This is a genomic window from Rhodanobacter hydrolyticus, from assembly GCF_044904645.1.
Map to the genome: position 1 here is coordinate 4,383,220 of NZ_JADIKK010000008.1, position 14,312 is coordinate 4,397,531.

The 14,312-nt window shown below is 59.5% G+C and carries 11 protein-coding genes; 4 read left to right on the forward strand and 7 right to left on the reverse strand.

All coding sequences use genetic code 11. The features are described from left to right. Nucleotides 1-209 precede the first annotated feature (209 nt). The 4 genes from ISP25_RS22125 to ISP25_RS22140 form a co-directional block, all read right to left on the reverse strand. Complete coding sequence (locus tag ISP25_RS22125) at nucleotides 210-1,280, reverse strand: enolase C-terminal domain-like protein (protein WP_404611759.1); 1,071 nt, start codon at nucleotides 1,278-1,280, stop codon at nucleotides 210-212. A 22-nt stretch (nucleotides 1,281-1,302) separates the two neighbouring features. Continuing rightward, complete coding sequence (locus ISP25_RS22130; protein ID WP_404611761.1) at nucleotides 1,303-3,099, reverse strand: thiamine pyrophosphate-requiring protein; 1,797 nt, start codon at nucleotides 3,097-3,099, stop codon at nucleotides 1,303-1,305. Between the two features lie 169 nt (nucleotides 3,100-3,268). Then, entirely contained in the window at nucleotides 3,269-4,567 is a 1,299-nt protein-coding gene (locus tag ISP25_RS22135; protein WP_404611763.1) for a glucoamylase family protein, read from the reverse strand. 8 nt (nucleotides 4,568-4,575) lie between these two features. Further along, a complete protein-coding gene (locus tag ISP25_RS22140) occupies nucleotides 4,576-6,036 on the reverse strand; it encodes a GH39 family glycosyl hydrolase (RefSeq protein WP_404611765.1) in 1,461 nt (486 codons plus the stop codon). Between the two features lie 535 nt (nucleotides 6,037-6,571). On the opposite strand from ISP25_RS22140, the gene ISP25_RS22145 reads away from it, so the two are divergent. Continuing rightward, nucleotides 6,572-6,859 (forward strand): hypothetical protein, encoded by a 288-nt coding sequence (locus ISP25_RS22145; protein ID WP_404611767.1) that lies wholly within the window; start codon nucleotides 6,572-6,574, stop codon nucleotides 6,857-6,859. A gap of 156 nt (nucleotides 6,860-7,015) precedes the next feature. Here the strand turns inward: ISP25_RS22145 and ISP25_RS22150 are convergent, their stop codons facing one another. Then, nucleotides 7,016-7,747, reverse strand: a complete 732-nt coding sequence (locus ISP25_RS22150; protein WP_404611769.1) for a response regulator transcription factor — start codon at nucleotides 7,745-7,747, stop codon at nucleotides 7,016-7,018. A gap of 444 nt (nucleotides 7,748-8,191) precedes the next feature. On the opposite strand from ISP25_RS22150, the gene ISP25_RS22155 reads away from it, so the two are divergent. The 3 genes from ISP25_RS22155 to ISP25_RS22165 all read left to right on the forward strand — a co-directional run bounded on the left by ISP25_RS22155 (nucleotide 8,192) and on the right by ISP25_RS22165 (nucleotide 10,402). Next, nucleotides 8,192-9,154 carry a cation diffusion facilitator family transporter gene (locus ISP25_RS22155; protein ID WP_404611771.1) on the forward strand — a complete coding sequence of 321 codons (963 nt, stop codon included), beginning with the start codon at nucleotides 8,192-8,194 and terminating at the stop codon, nucleotides 9,152-9,154. 515 nt (nucleotides 9,155-9,669) lie between these two features. Continuing rightward, nucleotides 9,670-9,915, forward strand: coding sequence for a response regulator (locus ISP25_RS22160; protein WP_404611773.1), 246 nt, complete (start codon nucleotides 9,670-9,672; stop codon nucleotides 9,913-9,915). A 148-nt stretch (nucleotides 9,916-10,063) separates the two neighbouring features. After that, nucleotides 10,064-10,402: a response regulator gene (locus tag ISP25_RS22165; protein WP_404611775.1), complete on the forward strand. Its 339-nt coding sequence runs from the start codon at nucleotides 10,064-10,066 to the stop codon at nucleotides 10,400-10,402. Here ISP25_RS22165 and ISP25_RS22170 read toward each other — a convergent pair whose 3' ends face one another. Together ISP25_RS22170 and ISP25_RS22175 are read right to left on the reverse strand one after the other, a co-directional pair. Continuing rightward, the gene (locus tag ISP25_RS22170; RefSeq protein ID WP_404611776.1) at nucleotides 10,403-13,267 is read right to left on the reverse strand and encodes a hybrid sensor histidine kinase/response regulator; all 2,865 of its coding nucleotides are present in this window, start codon (nucleotides 13,265-13,267) and stop codon (nucleotides 10,403-10,405) included. Nucleotides 13,268-13,775: 508 nt separating this feature from the next. Then, a complete protein-coding gene (locus ISP25_RS22175) occupies nucleotides 13,776-14,267 on the reverse strand; it encodes a DUF6496 domain-containing protein (RefSeq protein ID WP_404611778.1) in 492 nt (163 codons plus the stop codon). Nucleotides 14,268-14,312: the final 45 nt, after the last annotated feature.

A 14,312-nucleotide genomic window follows, 5' to 3' on the forward strand; every position in this document is an offset into this window, starting at 1 on the left:
ACCGCACTGGCAACCGTCGGCCGCCTTCGTGCGCACTGAAGATCCCTCAGCCGCGTGGCGGCACTCCTCACTGCAATACGCCTGCCCATTGGGCACTCTGCATCGGCATCCGTGGCGCTGGCACTGTTCCTGCTCGTGATCGATCTGCATGACATGTTCCCCGCTCACCTGAGGCTGCTCGCTGGCCGGAATCACCGGACCGTCGCGATTCAATGCGCCGCGTAGCGCGCGGCGTCCTGTTCTTTCAAAATCAACCCCAACCCCGGCCGGGTTCGATCTGGGCGCAGCGCGCCGTCGACCGGCAAAAGCGCACCATCAAAGAGCAGTTGCTCGATGCGTACGTGGTCGTGGAAATATTCGGCGTGGATCGCCGGCCGCAGCGCGCACAACGGCTGCGCGTGGATAGCCGGCGCACAATGCGAGGACAACGGCAAGTCGAACGCTTCGCACAGCGCCGCCACGCCAAGCAGGCCGCTGATGCCGGCGCAGCGCGTGGCGTCGGCCTGGAGTACGTCCACCGCGTCTGCCGCGAGCATGCGGCGGAAGTACGCCGAGTCGTAACCGTATTCGCCGGCGGTGATGTCCATGTCGGGTGGTGCGCGGTCCCGCAGCAGGTGCAGGCCATCCAGGTCATGCGAGGGGCGCGGCTCCTCGAACCAGCTCACGCCAAGTTCGGCGAAGGATTGCGCCAACGCCAACGCCTGCTTGCGCGTGTAGGCGCCGTTGGCGTCCACAAACAGGCGCGTACCACCGACAGCGCCGCGAGCCGTCCGTACACGCGCCACGTCGCGATCCGGGCTCCGCCCCACCTTCATCTTGACCATGCCGATGCCCGACTCCACCCAACCGCCAAGCTGTTCGGCAAGCTGCTTGTCGGTATAGGAGGTGAAGCCGCCACTGCCGTATACCGGAATCGCCTCACGCACCGCGCCCAGCAAATCCAGCAGAGACAGGTCCAACAACTTCGCCTTCAGATCCCACAAAGCGTTATCCACCGCAGCGACGGCCATCGAGGCAATGCCGGGGCGACCGAGATTGCGGATCGCAGCGAGCATCGCTGCCCACACGGCGGCAATGTCCAGCGCGTTGCATCCGGTCACGACCTTAGCCAGGGTGTCGCGTATCAATACCGCTGTGGCGCCATCCGCGTAGCTGTAACCCAGGCCGTGTTTGCCCCCAGCGTCGATCTCGACCAACACCAGCGTGGTTGATTCCCACGCCAAGGTACCGTCGGATTCCGGCAGGTCAGTCGGAACGGTGTACACAGACACTTTTGGCATCTGGAGTTTCACCGCATCCATGTCAATGTCCACGATGACCGGGAAGGAAGGTGGCGAGCACCTCCTTGGCGGACTGCCGGATCATGCCGCCCGTGTCCTCGTCGCCCTTGAGCATCGATTCGGCAAATGCTTTGGCCTCTTTCAACGTGATATGTGGCGGCAACGGCGGCACGTCGGGGTCGGTAATCGCCTCGATGACGCACGGTCGATCCGCGGACAACGCGGCGTCGAATGCAGCACCGATCTGTGCGGGATCATTCACCATGATGCCTTTCAGCCCGAGCATCTCGGCGTAGCGCGCATAGGGAAAATCCGGCACATGTTGCGCGGCGTCGAATTTCGGGTCGCCTTCCAGTACGCGTTGCTCCCAGGTCACCTGGTTCAAGTCGCGATTGTTAAGCACCACGATGATGAGCCGCGGATCGGACCATTCCTTCCAGTAGTCGCCTATCGTGATCAACTCCGCATTGCCATTCATCTGCATCGCGCCATCGCCGACGACGGCGATCGCGACACGCTCGGGATAGGCAAATTTCGCTGCGATCACGTAAGGCACACCGGGCCCCATCGTGGCCAGGCAACCTGACAGCGACGCCATCATGCCGCGGCGGATCTTGAGGTCCCGGGCATACCAGTTCGCCGCAGAGCCGGAATCGGCCGCCAGGATGCATTCGTCGGGCAGTCGCGACGAAAGCTCCCAGAATACCCGTTCCGGGTTGATCGGCACCGCCTCGTGCATTGCTCGCGCTTCCAGCACGCGCCACCATTCAGCAACGTTCTTCTCGATCGTCTCGCGCCAGCCACGGTCGGTCTTGCGCTGTAGCAGCGGAATCAGCGCACGTAAGGTGGCGGCGGCATCGCCGACCAGACTGATCTCCATCGGGTAGCGGATCGAGAGCATCGCGGGATCGAGATCGATCTGCACGCCGCGCGCCTGTCCTTCCTTTGGTAGGAATTCAGAATACGGGAAGCGCGATCCGATCATCAGCAGTGTGTCGCACTCCATCATCATGTCCCAGCTCGGCTTGGTGCCAAGCAGACCGATGGAACCGGTGACATACGGCAGCTCGTCAGGCAACGCCGCCTTGCCCAGCAGCGCCTTAGCCACGCCCGCACCGAGCAGCTCGGCAACTTCGATCACCTCATCGGCGGCCGCCAACGTGCCAGCACCAACCAGGATCGCCACCTTGCTGCCCGCATTCAGCAGATCGGCGGCATGACGCAGATCGCCCTCAGCGGGTACCACCCGCGGAGGGCGGTAGCCGAAACCGGAATGGACGGTGCCATGCGCACGTGGTGGAACCGGCACCGCGCCGAGGATCTGCACATCGTTGGGCACGATGATGCAGGTCACCGTACGCTTGGCAATCGCGATGCGCAGCGCGCGATCCACCACATGGCGGACCTGCGCTGGCACCATGATCATCTCCACGTAGTCGCTGGCCACGTCCTTGAACAACGAGACCAGGTCGACCTCCTGCTGATATTGACCACCCAACGCCGCGCGCGCCTGCTGGCCTACGATGGCCATGACGGGCTGGTGATCAAGTTTGGCGTCGTACAAGCCGTTCAGCAGATGGATGGCGCCCGGCCCGGAAGTGGCCATGCACACGCCGACCTCGCCGGTGAACTTGGCGTGCGCACAGGCCATGAACGCGCACATCTCCTCATGCCTTGCGCGCACCAACTTGAATTTGTCGCCTGCGCGATCGATTGCGCCCATCAGTCCATTGATGCCATCGCCGGGAAAGCCGTACAAGCGCTCGATGCCCCATTCGGTCAGTCGGTGCAACAGAAAATCGCTGACGTTTTCGCTCATGGCTCGGTTCTCCGGTTCTGATCGGGGACATGGGTCGTAAGCGACCCGCGCAGGCACCGAACAGGGTCGGCGAATGAAAGTCATCCTGCGCGGCATGTCGTTAGTGGACTATGAGTGCGCCGTGCGTATCTCCATCACACCAGTGACGGGCGCGCTCACGTTCTTTCCTTCAGCACGCATGATCGAGCCAACCGCCGTGAAAGCCGGCGCGTCGCAAACCGCGCACCAACGGCGCACAGTCGCGCATCAAGCGCCAGATCAGGCCATTGCGATAGTTTTCCAGCATCAGCACGATGGGACCCTGGTGCAATCCGTAGTGCCACGGCGAAGCCCAGCCGGCATCGCCGCGTTTGGCATGGAAACTGGGATTGAAAGAAGCGTAGAACCCGAAGTCGTTCCGCGGATTCTCCGTTTCCTCGACCAGATGGCGCAGGGTGGGTACCACCAGCTCGGGTGCGAAAGGCAGTGAGGCCAGCGATGCCCACGGTGCCATCGTTCCGTCGTCCGGTCCGAATGGCGCGCCGCGTGCAGCGTAGCCGGCGAAGCGCAACAGCTTACCTTTCCTTTTTTGCGCCGCCGGCCCTGGGCCATGGGTAGCGGTCAACCCCCAGCACTTCGCCTGATAACCTTCGAAACCACGCGGGTTGCGCCGTGCGTATTCGTATTGCACATACGTGGCACGGCGACTGTTCTCGAAATAATCGATACCCTTCTCCGCCATATAGGCATCGTGGATTCCCAGGAAGTCGATCCAGACATGCGAGAACTGATGAATAAACATCGGTCCGGCATACACGTAGGCCAATTCATAGATCCGCTTCCAGCGGTAGCCGCTCAGCCAGTGGGCATAGACATTGGAGGTGGGTGGATGGCTTGCTGAACCGAGTGCCAGCGCGTACATGATCAGCGCCTCGTTGTAACCCACCCAGCTGGCGCGCTGGAAGCCACGCTCCGGCTTCCACCCCATCGAGATGCCGGCGCCACCATGTTGTGCCCAGCGCCAGTCGACGCTGTCATAGATTGCATTCGCTGCGGTGCGGATTTCGGCTTCTTCACGATGCTCGCCGCTGAAGTACTGCGCACAGGTGAGCATGCCCGCCACCAGCAATGCGGTGTCGATAGTGGAAAGCTCGCAATTACCCGCGCGCCGTCCCGTCCGGAGATCGAGGAAGTGATAGAAGAATCCTTTGTAACCGACGCCATCGGTCGCGCCGGACTGATCCGCCATCAGAAAGAAGCGCAACGTCCCCAAGACCAGCTTGCGCGCCGCGGCGCGTGTCATCCAGCTCCGCTCCACCGCTACTGGATAACAGGACAAGGCGAACCCCACCGCGGCGATGCTGCATGGCGAGTGCGGCTCGGTCGAATCGGGTATCAGTCCGTTGCCGGGCTGGCGGTGATCGATGAAGTATTGGAACGAATCGTGCTGGATCAGGTCCAGCAAATCCTCGTTGCTGGATCCTGTCATTGATTTTTTCACGAAGTTTCTCCCGTGCTGTCGTCATTCGGGACATGCAGCGTGATCGCAGCGACGGCGTGCGGAGGCAGATCGATGTTCAGTGAGAATCCACCGGTCTTCGCGTGCCACCGCAATGGCTCGCGTTGCAGGAGCGCAGCCTCGTGTAGCCGATGTTGCTGCTCGGCGTTTGGATAGTCCGGTGAGCCAAGCGCCTCCCACAGCTTGCGCGGATTGCAATGATCCTCGTCGATGCGCTCCAGCCACGCGCCAGTGGGTGGCTGTGAGCAGGCAAGTTCAATCGTCACTTTCTCGGCGGCGATCGGATGTTCCGGGAACGCGTGGTTGCTCAGCAACACCATCACGACGCCCTCCGCGCGCACCACTGCAGCGTCCACTGTGACATGCGCACCGTCCACCCGAAGCCGTTCGCGACCGAGCCGGTGCAGCATCTGGAACGCGCGATAAGTAGGTTTGGCGATGCCACCTATAGTGAGCAGGCCGAAGCCGCCATGAAACGGTACCGAGGAAAAGTAGTTCTCGGCAAAAATGTCCGAGAACGTCCACCAGCTATAGCACTGCACCAAATCGGCTACGGCCAGGAAGTTCTTGATCATGAAGGCTGCCGCGTATGGCTCGTCATGAAGCCTGAAGAACGGATTGGACGAGCTACACCACTCTGTGTAGTACACAGGCAAAGTGTCTGCTGCGGCACAACTGTCCAGCACGCGCCGATGCAAGATGCCACGCGTTGCCAACGAAAGCTGTTTTTCGGTGTCCTCCCCCGGCTTGCCGAACGCATCGGTTGGGTAATGATGAGTTGATACGAAATCACACGGCAGCTTCGCTCGCCGGCAGAACGCCACGAAGTCCGCGATCCATTCGTCATTGGCAGTGGCGGGGCCGCCCACCTGCAACTGAGCATCGACCGACTTGATGGTAGTCGCGGTGTGCCGGTACAGCTCGAAATAGTCGGCCTGGGTTCCGGTCCAGAACGAGGGAATATTGGGCTCGTTCCATACTTCGAAGTACCACCTGCGCACCTCGTCCAGTCCGTAGCGATCCACCCAATGGCGCAGCAGTCGGTCGATCAGCGCGTCCCAGTCGGCCAGTTTCTTCGGCGGCGTCACGTTGCCGCGATAACTGAATACCGTGGTGTGGCCTGATGCGAGCGCGGTTGGCATGAAACTCAGTTCCACGAACGGGCGCATGCCGATCTCGCGCAGAAAATCGATGATCAGGTCCGCATTATGGAAGCCGTAGTGCAACGTGTCCTGCTCATCCAGCAGAATCGCCATATCGTCGTCGAGCAGACCATGGAAGCGCACATATTCGACACCGAGTTCCTCACGCACGCGGCGCATCTGCTCGCGCCAATCCGCACGCAAGGCCATACGCGCGTGATCGCTACCAATGGTGTGCGACCACACATGGCGCAGGGGGGCGCCTGTCTGGTCGAGGTCGCAATGGAATTCGGGCATCGTTCATCTCCTCCGTTCAGATGTCACCGCCCAGCATGCGGTGCCCCCTTGCGTCGGCATACCGACCGCCGCTAGCACGATCAGCATCGACGACCATGCAAGACCGACCGTCGAGGCAGTGCAGATCAGCGATCCGCCGCGCAAATACATGAAGATCGTCACATGCAATACCTTGTGCTGCGCGGTACCGAGACTGGTGAACGCATCGAATGCCTCGAAGAGAAATCAGTGCACTGCTCGCGCCAGGAAAAATCAGCGACACGATCAATGTGTCGAAGTGCATAGCTGATGCGGATGGCGAGGCCGCCGCGCCGGAGCGGCAACGTTGAGTGTTCATCCTGCGCGTCTCACCAAATAGATCAGCGGAGTCACGAAGACTCGCACGATTTCTTCGAGGAAAAATCTGAGCGTAGGAATGGCGAAGTTAACGCGGTGTGGTTGTTACGTTTTCACGAGAACATGCGTGGCGTTCCGTCACCTCAAAGATGCAAGAGTCCTGCAAGGATCCGTCTACGGACTTTTTCGGAGAATTCACATGCCCATGGTTCGATTTCGACTCATCGGACAACGTGCCGACGCAGATACTCTCATCACTTCGCTGCACGGCATCGACGAAGTCGACCATGTCGAAGAAGTTGACGACTTGATACCCCGTATGCGCGACGATTCGAGCTCGTCGGAGCAGGCCAGTGATAGCGAGGGAAAGGTTTATTGTGTCGAAGTCGAGATTCGCGACGACGAGGTATTCGATACCGTGCGCAGAAAGGCGGAAGACCTTACCCGCCGGCTAGGCGTCGGCATCGAATTCGTTGACGAGTTCTAGAAAACAGCGTATCCGTCGCGGCCACTTCTGGCCTTTACGGGTCACTCGACTCGTCACAGGCATTGTCTGGACTTGATTCGCCACATCCCTTTCCGCCAAACGATTCTGCTTATGGCATTCGGCGGAAAGGACAGGTAGTTTCAGCGAACACAGGACTCAGGCCGCATCCCCGGCAGCGCACATTTCCGCATCAAGATCCGCGAGGCGATAGCCTGCCGAATGAATGGTATGGAGCAGTTGGTTGGCAAATGGCTTGTCGATGATGCGACGCAGGTTGTACAGGTGCGAGCGTAAGGTATCGGAGTCAGGAAGCATATCGCCCCAGATTTCGCGCTCGATGTCGCGTCGGCTTACCACGCGCGGAGACTCGCGCATCAGGATCGCCAGCAGCCTCAGTCCAATCGGCGACACATTGAGCACCTTCCCAGCACGCGTCAACCGTAGGATCGCCGTATCAAGCGTCATATCGCCGACGGTCAGAATCTCGGTAGAGACTTGCCGACGATCGCGTCGAATCAGGGCATGCACACGCGCCGCAAGCTCACTCAATTGGAACGGCTTCACGAGATAGTCGTCAGCACCTGCTTCCAGACCAGTGAGCTTGTCGTCTAGGCTGCCGCGCCCTGTAAGCATCAGAAGAGGAGTGGCTCTGTTTGCCTCACGGCGAAGCTTCCGGCACACCTCCAAACCATCCATCCCAGGCAGTGATAGGTCGAGCACGAGGACGTCATAGCTGCCAGTCACCGCAAGATGCAATCCGCTAGGACCATCAGCTGCGTAGTCGACGGAGTAACCAATTTTTTCGAGAAATTCGCCTAATGGCTCGGAGATCTGGCGGCTGTCTTCCACCAGCAAGATCAGACCTTTCTGGTCATCACGCGTGTTCATGTGAATTCCTGCGATATTGCCCCTGCGCTGATCAGCTTAAGCGGAGAAGAGATGACGGGCGAGTGAAAGGGTTGTACTCGCTTTTGCTCTTGCAGCCGCGACAATTCGACCACCCAAAGTTCATGACGAAGTAACGAGCAGCCCGGAATGATGGAAAGCCACCGCAAAAATCGGAATCCTTCATGCTTCCCTTTACGTTGTCGCCAACCTTGCGAAGCATGCCGATTCCACCGGAACCTGCGCCTTCGCCACAGGAGCCCGTGCCGCCAAGCCAGCCCGGCGAACCGCCAGCGCCGATGCCACCAGCCGCTCCGCCATTTCCGCAACCGGGGCGTCCACCATTGGTCGAGCCGCAACCCGCGCCATTACCAATAGGCGATCCCGTGCCGCCACCTCCCGAACGCCCCACGGCATGAGGTACCGATCACGGCGATACCTTGCCCGATGTCTCCCTCCGCTTCACACAAAGTGGTCTATGTCGCGCTCGGCGGCAACCTGCTGATTGCTGTCGTGAAGTTCATGGCAGCAGCTTATTCCGGCAGTTCAGCAATGCTGAGCGAAGGCGTGCATTCTCTTGTCGATACCACCAATGAATTGCTGCTCCTTTATGGTTTGCGCCGCGCCGCCATGCCTCCGGATCCACTACATCCGTTCGGACATGGTCGCGAACTGTATTTCTGGAGCTTCATTGTGGCGCTGCTGGTTCTGGCAATAGGCGCTGGCCTCTCCTCCTACGAAGGTGTCGTCCACATTGCACGCAATAAGACGATCGATCATTCCGGCGCGAATTACATCGTTCTGCTGGTGTCGATGCTGTTCGAAGGCAGCTCATGGCGTGTCGCACTGGGCGAATTCCGCGCCCGCAAAGGCAAGCTTGGCTACTTCGAGGCGTTTCGCCTAAGTAAGGATCCGACCACCTTTACCGTGCTACTGGAAGACAGTGCGGCTCTGGTCGGTTTGCTAATTGCACTGGTTGGACTGGCAGGTGCGCAACTGCTCAAGTCGCCGGTGTTCGACGGCATTGCCTCTGTGGGCATCGGCTGCGTGCTAGCCGTCTCGGCTCTGCTGCTCGCACGGGAAACCAAGGGGTTGCTAATCGGCGAAACCGCCCATCCAGCCGTAAGCGATGCGATCATGGCGATCGCCGCCGCCGACGCCGACGTGCGCATCGCCAACGGCGTATTGACCGTGCAGATGGGGCCACATCAGGTAGTTGCTGCGCTGAGCGCCGAATTCGAGGATGTGCTTTCCACCACACAGATCGAAGCCTGCGTCCATCGGATCGAAAAGCGAGCCAAAGTGGCTCGCCCGGAGATCATTTCGCTGTTCATCAAACCGCAGACCGCCAAAGTTTGGCGAGATCGCCGTCGCGCGATCGAAGCGAACGCGCATGAACTGGAAAACTGAGCTCTCATCTCCGCTTGGCTGCACGATCAGGTCTATGGACTTTGAGTACAAACCACTTCGATTCGCTCACTGAGCGTCAGTTGTTCCTATGGCGCTTCCGATCCGCCTTCGCATGCCGTTCCGGACTTCTGCCGGGGACGGCTCCATCTCGATCTCGTTCGCTTCGTGTACTGCTCACGTTGTCCGACTGATTGCCATGAACACTCTCTCCCCCATGTATACGGCATAGGTCGTCGATGGTGTGGTATTGACTTTCGTGGACATCACACAAAACCATCGCAGCGAGACCGCATGCGCACGGTTGGCGACTATTGTCGACAATTCGCAGGACGGGATCATCGGTTAAGCCGCGAACGATACAATCACCAGCTGGAATGCCGGGGTCGAGCGTATTCTCCGGCATCGCGTCGAGCAGGCACTGCGCAAGCACTTCGCGATGCTGGTGGCTATGATGCTGGAGGATGTGATTCAGCGCGGGCTTCAGCGTATTGTTGACGGCCCGGTTGAGCAGCGGCTTGGAGCTGGCTACGACGGAATGGATCGATGACGCTGTCCTGGACATCAATCTCGCAGGTGAAGATAGCTTTCTGCTCGCCGCGGAGCTGCGCCGCCGAAAGATCCCGTTCGTGTTCGCCTCCGGTTATGGAAGCGACGGATCGCCGGACGAATATCGTGACGTCGAAGTGCTGCTGAAACCCTATAGCGTGAAGCATATCGAGGAAGTCTTGGATCGCATGCTTGCCGGCGGCCGAACCGGGTAGCCAAATACCGGCACCGCTTCGCACCCATGATGCATGTTGATGGTGTCATGCTGCTATTGGCGATAGGCTGAACACCGGTCGGAACAGATCGTACGAGGGGACTATGGAGGGAGGACTCATGCACAGCCAAACATCCACGCTTGGCCGCGTGTTGGTGATCGAAGACGACCCCGTTGTCGCCATGGTACTGGAGGACGTCCTGCAAAAATTGAAGCTGGAAGTCATCGTCGATCTCAGTCTGGCCAATGCGCTCACGGAGATCGAATCGGGCGAATTCGATGCCGTGTTGCTCGACATGGAACTGCGCGGCGAAAGCGCGCGCCCGGCGCTGCTGGCCATGATGGCGCAAAACGTCCCGTTCGTTGTGATTTCCGGCAGCGACCAGTCTGCCTTGGTAGCGGAGTTCCCGCAGTTATGTGTTTTGATGAAGCCGGTGAGCAGCGCGGAGTTGCAACGCATCGTGCGATCCTTGCTTCGCCACGCGTAGTCAAGCGCCGTCCTTCTGCACGGGGTCTGTTTGCAAGTCCTCTCCCTTACTCATCACTTCGCGAATGCAGCGGGCAAGTTTCGCGGTGCTGAAGGGCTTGGTGATCAGCGGCCATTTCTGAGTCGCTTGCTTGCCGCCTTGGGTCTTATCCGGCGCATAGCCGCTCATCAGCAGAATCTTCAGCTTCGGGCGCATGACGTGGGCGGCCTCCACCAGAGTGCATCCGGTCATCCCAGGCAAACCTAGGTCGGATATCAGCAGATCAACGGACTCCTGCGTCAGGAGCAAACTGAGCGCTTCATCGCCACTAGCCGCTTCCAGGGTGGAATAACCCAACTGGTGCAGCACTTGGACGACGATGCCGCGTACCACCGGCTCGTCTTCCACCACCAGGACCAGTTCGCCCGCGCCTTTGATAAGGTGCAGTTGCGCAACGCGCGGCGTTTTCTGTGGAGCCGCAAGGTTCCGAGGCAGACCAATACTGACGCTGGTGCCCTCGTCCACCTCGCTGCGGATCTCGCAGAAGCCGCCGGACTGTTGCGCAAACCCGTACACCATCGACAATCCCAAGCCTGTTCCACGTCCAACTTCTTTGGTGGTGAAGAACGGATCGAACACTTGATCAACGATCTCTTTCGGGATGCCCGTTCCCGTGTCGGTAACCGTCAGTAGTACGAATTGCCCGCAGTGGAGGTCCGGCCGATGAGCCGCGGCCGACTCGCCGATATCGAGGTTAGCCGAGCGCAGGGTCAGGCGGCCGCCCTCCGGCATGGCGTCGCGGGCATTGATTGAAAGATTGAGCAATGCGCTTTCCAACTGGTTCGCGTCGCACCTGCAGGGCCATAGGTCATCTGCAAGCTCCAAATCGAGCGCAACTGCTTCACCCATGGTGTGCTTCAGCATGTCGCTCATGGACATGACTAATTGATTTGCATCGACCGACTGCGGATCGAGCGGCTGTTTGCGCGAAAAGCTCAACAGTCGCTGCGTGAGCGCGGCAGCGCGCTGGGCGGAATTCAACGCACCATCGATGAAACGAGAAACGTCGCGCGCATCGTTGTCCTTAATTCGCAGATCGATGATCTCGACCGCGCCGATAATCCCTTGCAGCAGGTTGTTGAAATCATGGGCTATGCCTCCTGCCAGCATGCCAACGGATTCCATTTTTTGCATTTGACGCAGTTGCGCCTCGATCGAAATCCTTTCACCGATATCACTGATAAAAAGGTTGAGTGGATCACTGCCCCAGGATGTGCGAGTGCCGAAGTTAAGCTCGACAGTAACAAGATCGCCGCTTTTCGTTCGCAGCTTGAGCGGGATAGCATCATGCTGGAAAATGTTGGGTCCGCTCAACGAAACACGTTCAACAAAGCGGCCGCGCTCGTCATCCGGCACGATCAATTGAATGAGTTCCTTTCCGATCGCCTCCTCGCGCGACCAGCCGAACATCTCGACTGCGGCGGGATTCCATTCGACTATCCTGCCCGCGGGGTCCAATTGAACGAAGCCATCCGGTGCGGTATCGATCACAGCGCGTGCGCGCCGCTCGTTCTCGACGATAGCTTCCTGGTTTTTCATCCTTTCGGTGACGTCCCGGGTAATCTTGGCGAAACCCACCAGATGGCCCTTATCGATAATAGGGTCGACAATCGCGCTCACCCAGAAAAGGCTGCCGTCCTTGCGTAGGCGCCAACCCTCTCCCTCATGCCTCCCCTCACACGAAGCGGTTGCCAGTACCTTCTCCGGCATGCCGTTGGCGCGGTCCTCGGGTGTGTGGAACGTCGAGAAATGCCGGCCGACGATTTCCTCGGACCGATATCCGTAGATCCGTTCGGCGCCCTGATTCCACTGGGTGATGTTGCCCTTCGGATCCAGCATTATGATCGCGTAATCAAGCACGCTCTCCACCAACATGGCGAACTCGCGCTCGCGACGGTGCAGCCTCGTCAATGCCGCCTCTGCTCTGTTGGTCCGATACACCACGCGCTGCTCCAGCGTTTCGTTGAGACTACGAAGCGCTTGCTCTGCATCGATACGCTCGCTGATATCGATCAACACATTCACTGCTCCGACGAGTACGCCCGACTTGTCGAGCAACGGCGTTGGATAGGCCTCGCAAACCACCCGACTGCCGTCTGGCCGCAAGGCGACGATCTGACAGGCATACCGGGCACATCCATCGCGGAGCGTAATCGCCATGGGACACTCATCATGCGGCATTGGTGTTCCATCGGGATGAAGCAACTTCCAGCTGAAGCACCATCTATCTCTTACGGAGGGACGGCGCCCCGCAAGAGCGACCGCGGCCTCGTTAAAGAACATGATGGTTCCATCGACATCCGTGGTGTACACCGCGACAGGCAAAGCTTGCAGCATTTGGCGAAATAGATCGCCCTGCCGATGCTCACATTCTGCGGTCCCGTTCCGCTCGAGTGTCGCAGTCAAGTCACTGAAGAGCGGCGGCCCCTGAAAGCTGCACAGGACGGCTTTGACTGAACCATCCGTCGCCACCAGCGGCGTCAACCTGGCATGCAACGAGAGGCGAACGCCGGGGTCGCTTTCGATTTCCAGTACCGCGTCGCATGCTGGACAGCCGCTCTGCAAGACATCGATCAAGGATGTTCCGACGGCCCCGGCTCTCTGTCCATGTCGCAGCAGATCCCGGAACCGGTCTTCGATCGTCGAATCATCCGGTCTGACACGCTCCAACAGACGTTTCGCATCTTCGTTCCAAGCCAGCAATTGGCCTTGTCGGTCGCAAACGCACGCAGGCCACGGCATCGCCTGCAGCATGCAACGCCCAAGATCGCCGAACCATGCGTCCGCTTCAGATCGGTTCCCTAGTATCCGATGCAGCCAGGTCATCGGCGAAGCCTCGTGTAGATGATGTGAAAGCAGTGCGAACCGCGATGCCGATGCATGTCTTTCCGTGGATTGGCGTCAGACTACGCCGCGCCCGGCGGAATCCACTTCAGCAACTGTCCATCAGAATCTACTGAAAGAATGGAGCAAGTAATACCACTTCAATATCTCGGCCAGGATGCGGCTTTCGGTCTGCTCGCCATCCACGGCAAATTGGGCATCGAGTACGTCGCGCAGAGCACGAGGGGCGGATGGGAACGGCTCGAACGAATTTGAATTGAAGTGTTCTTATTGGACTTGGGCCAACTAGTCGTAGATCTCATGGCCACCCACAACGTTGTGCGTAACAGTCGATGTTGGGCTCCTAGCGCTGACAAAGAGGGGGGGCACAAGCGCTCGATTCTCCGCACATCCGCCGCGCGGTCAATTTCAAAGCGATGCCAGCACGTTGAGCAGAACGTAGGAAAGCGTATCTATCCAGATGAGCCGAGGTATGTGAGGCACTCCTTGCTCAAGACGCGTTCCGAGCCCGCGTCCTGGCGGCCTTTTTGGCAGCAGCTGATCGCCCCGCTGAGCCCTTGGTTCGTGCCGCCTTCTTGGCGGCTGCCGAACGCGATTTCGGCGTGCGCTTGGCGGCTGCTTTCTTGGCGTTCGACGAGAGCGCGGATGAGGAAGCCGCCTCGTGCCCCTCCTTCTCCAGTACGTGCTTAGTCGCCGCGGAGCGCTTCCGTGATGGCTGTTTGCGACGATGCGAGGCTGCTTCGTCCTGCGCTGCCTTCTTCTTCGTCGATTTGCTGGCGGACTTGCTGATCGGGGCCTTGATTCCGGCACGGCGTGCCTTGGAGAGACCAATGGCGATGGCTTGCTTGGTCGATCGCGCGCCGTGCTTGCCTTCACGCACATGCTCGCTTTCCTCCCGCACATATTCCCCGGCTTGCGTGCCCGGAGACTTGCCCTCCTTCTTGTCCTTAGCTGCGGCGCGACGAGTGCGTTGTTCAGGCATGACCATTCTCCCAAGGGACGTGTGCCGACTATCACGACCTGCGTG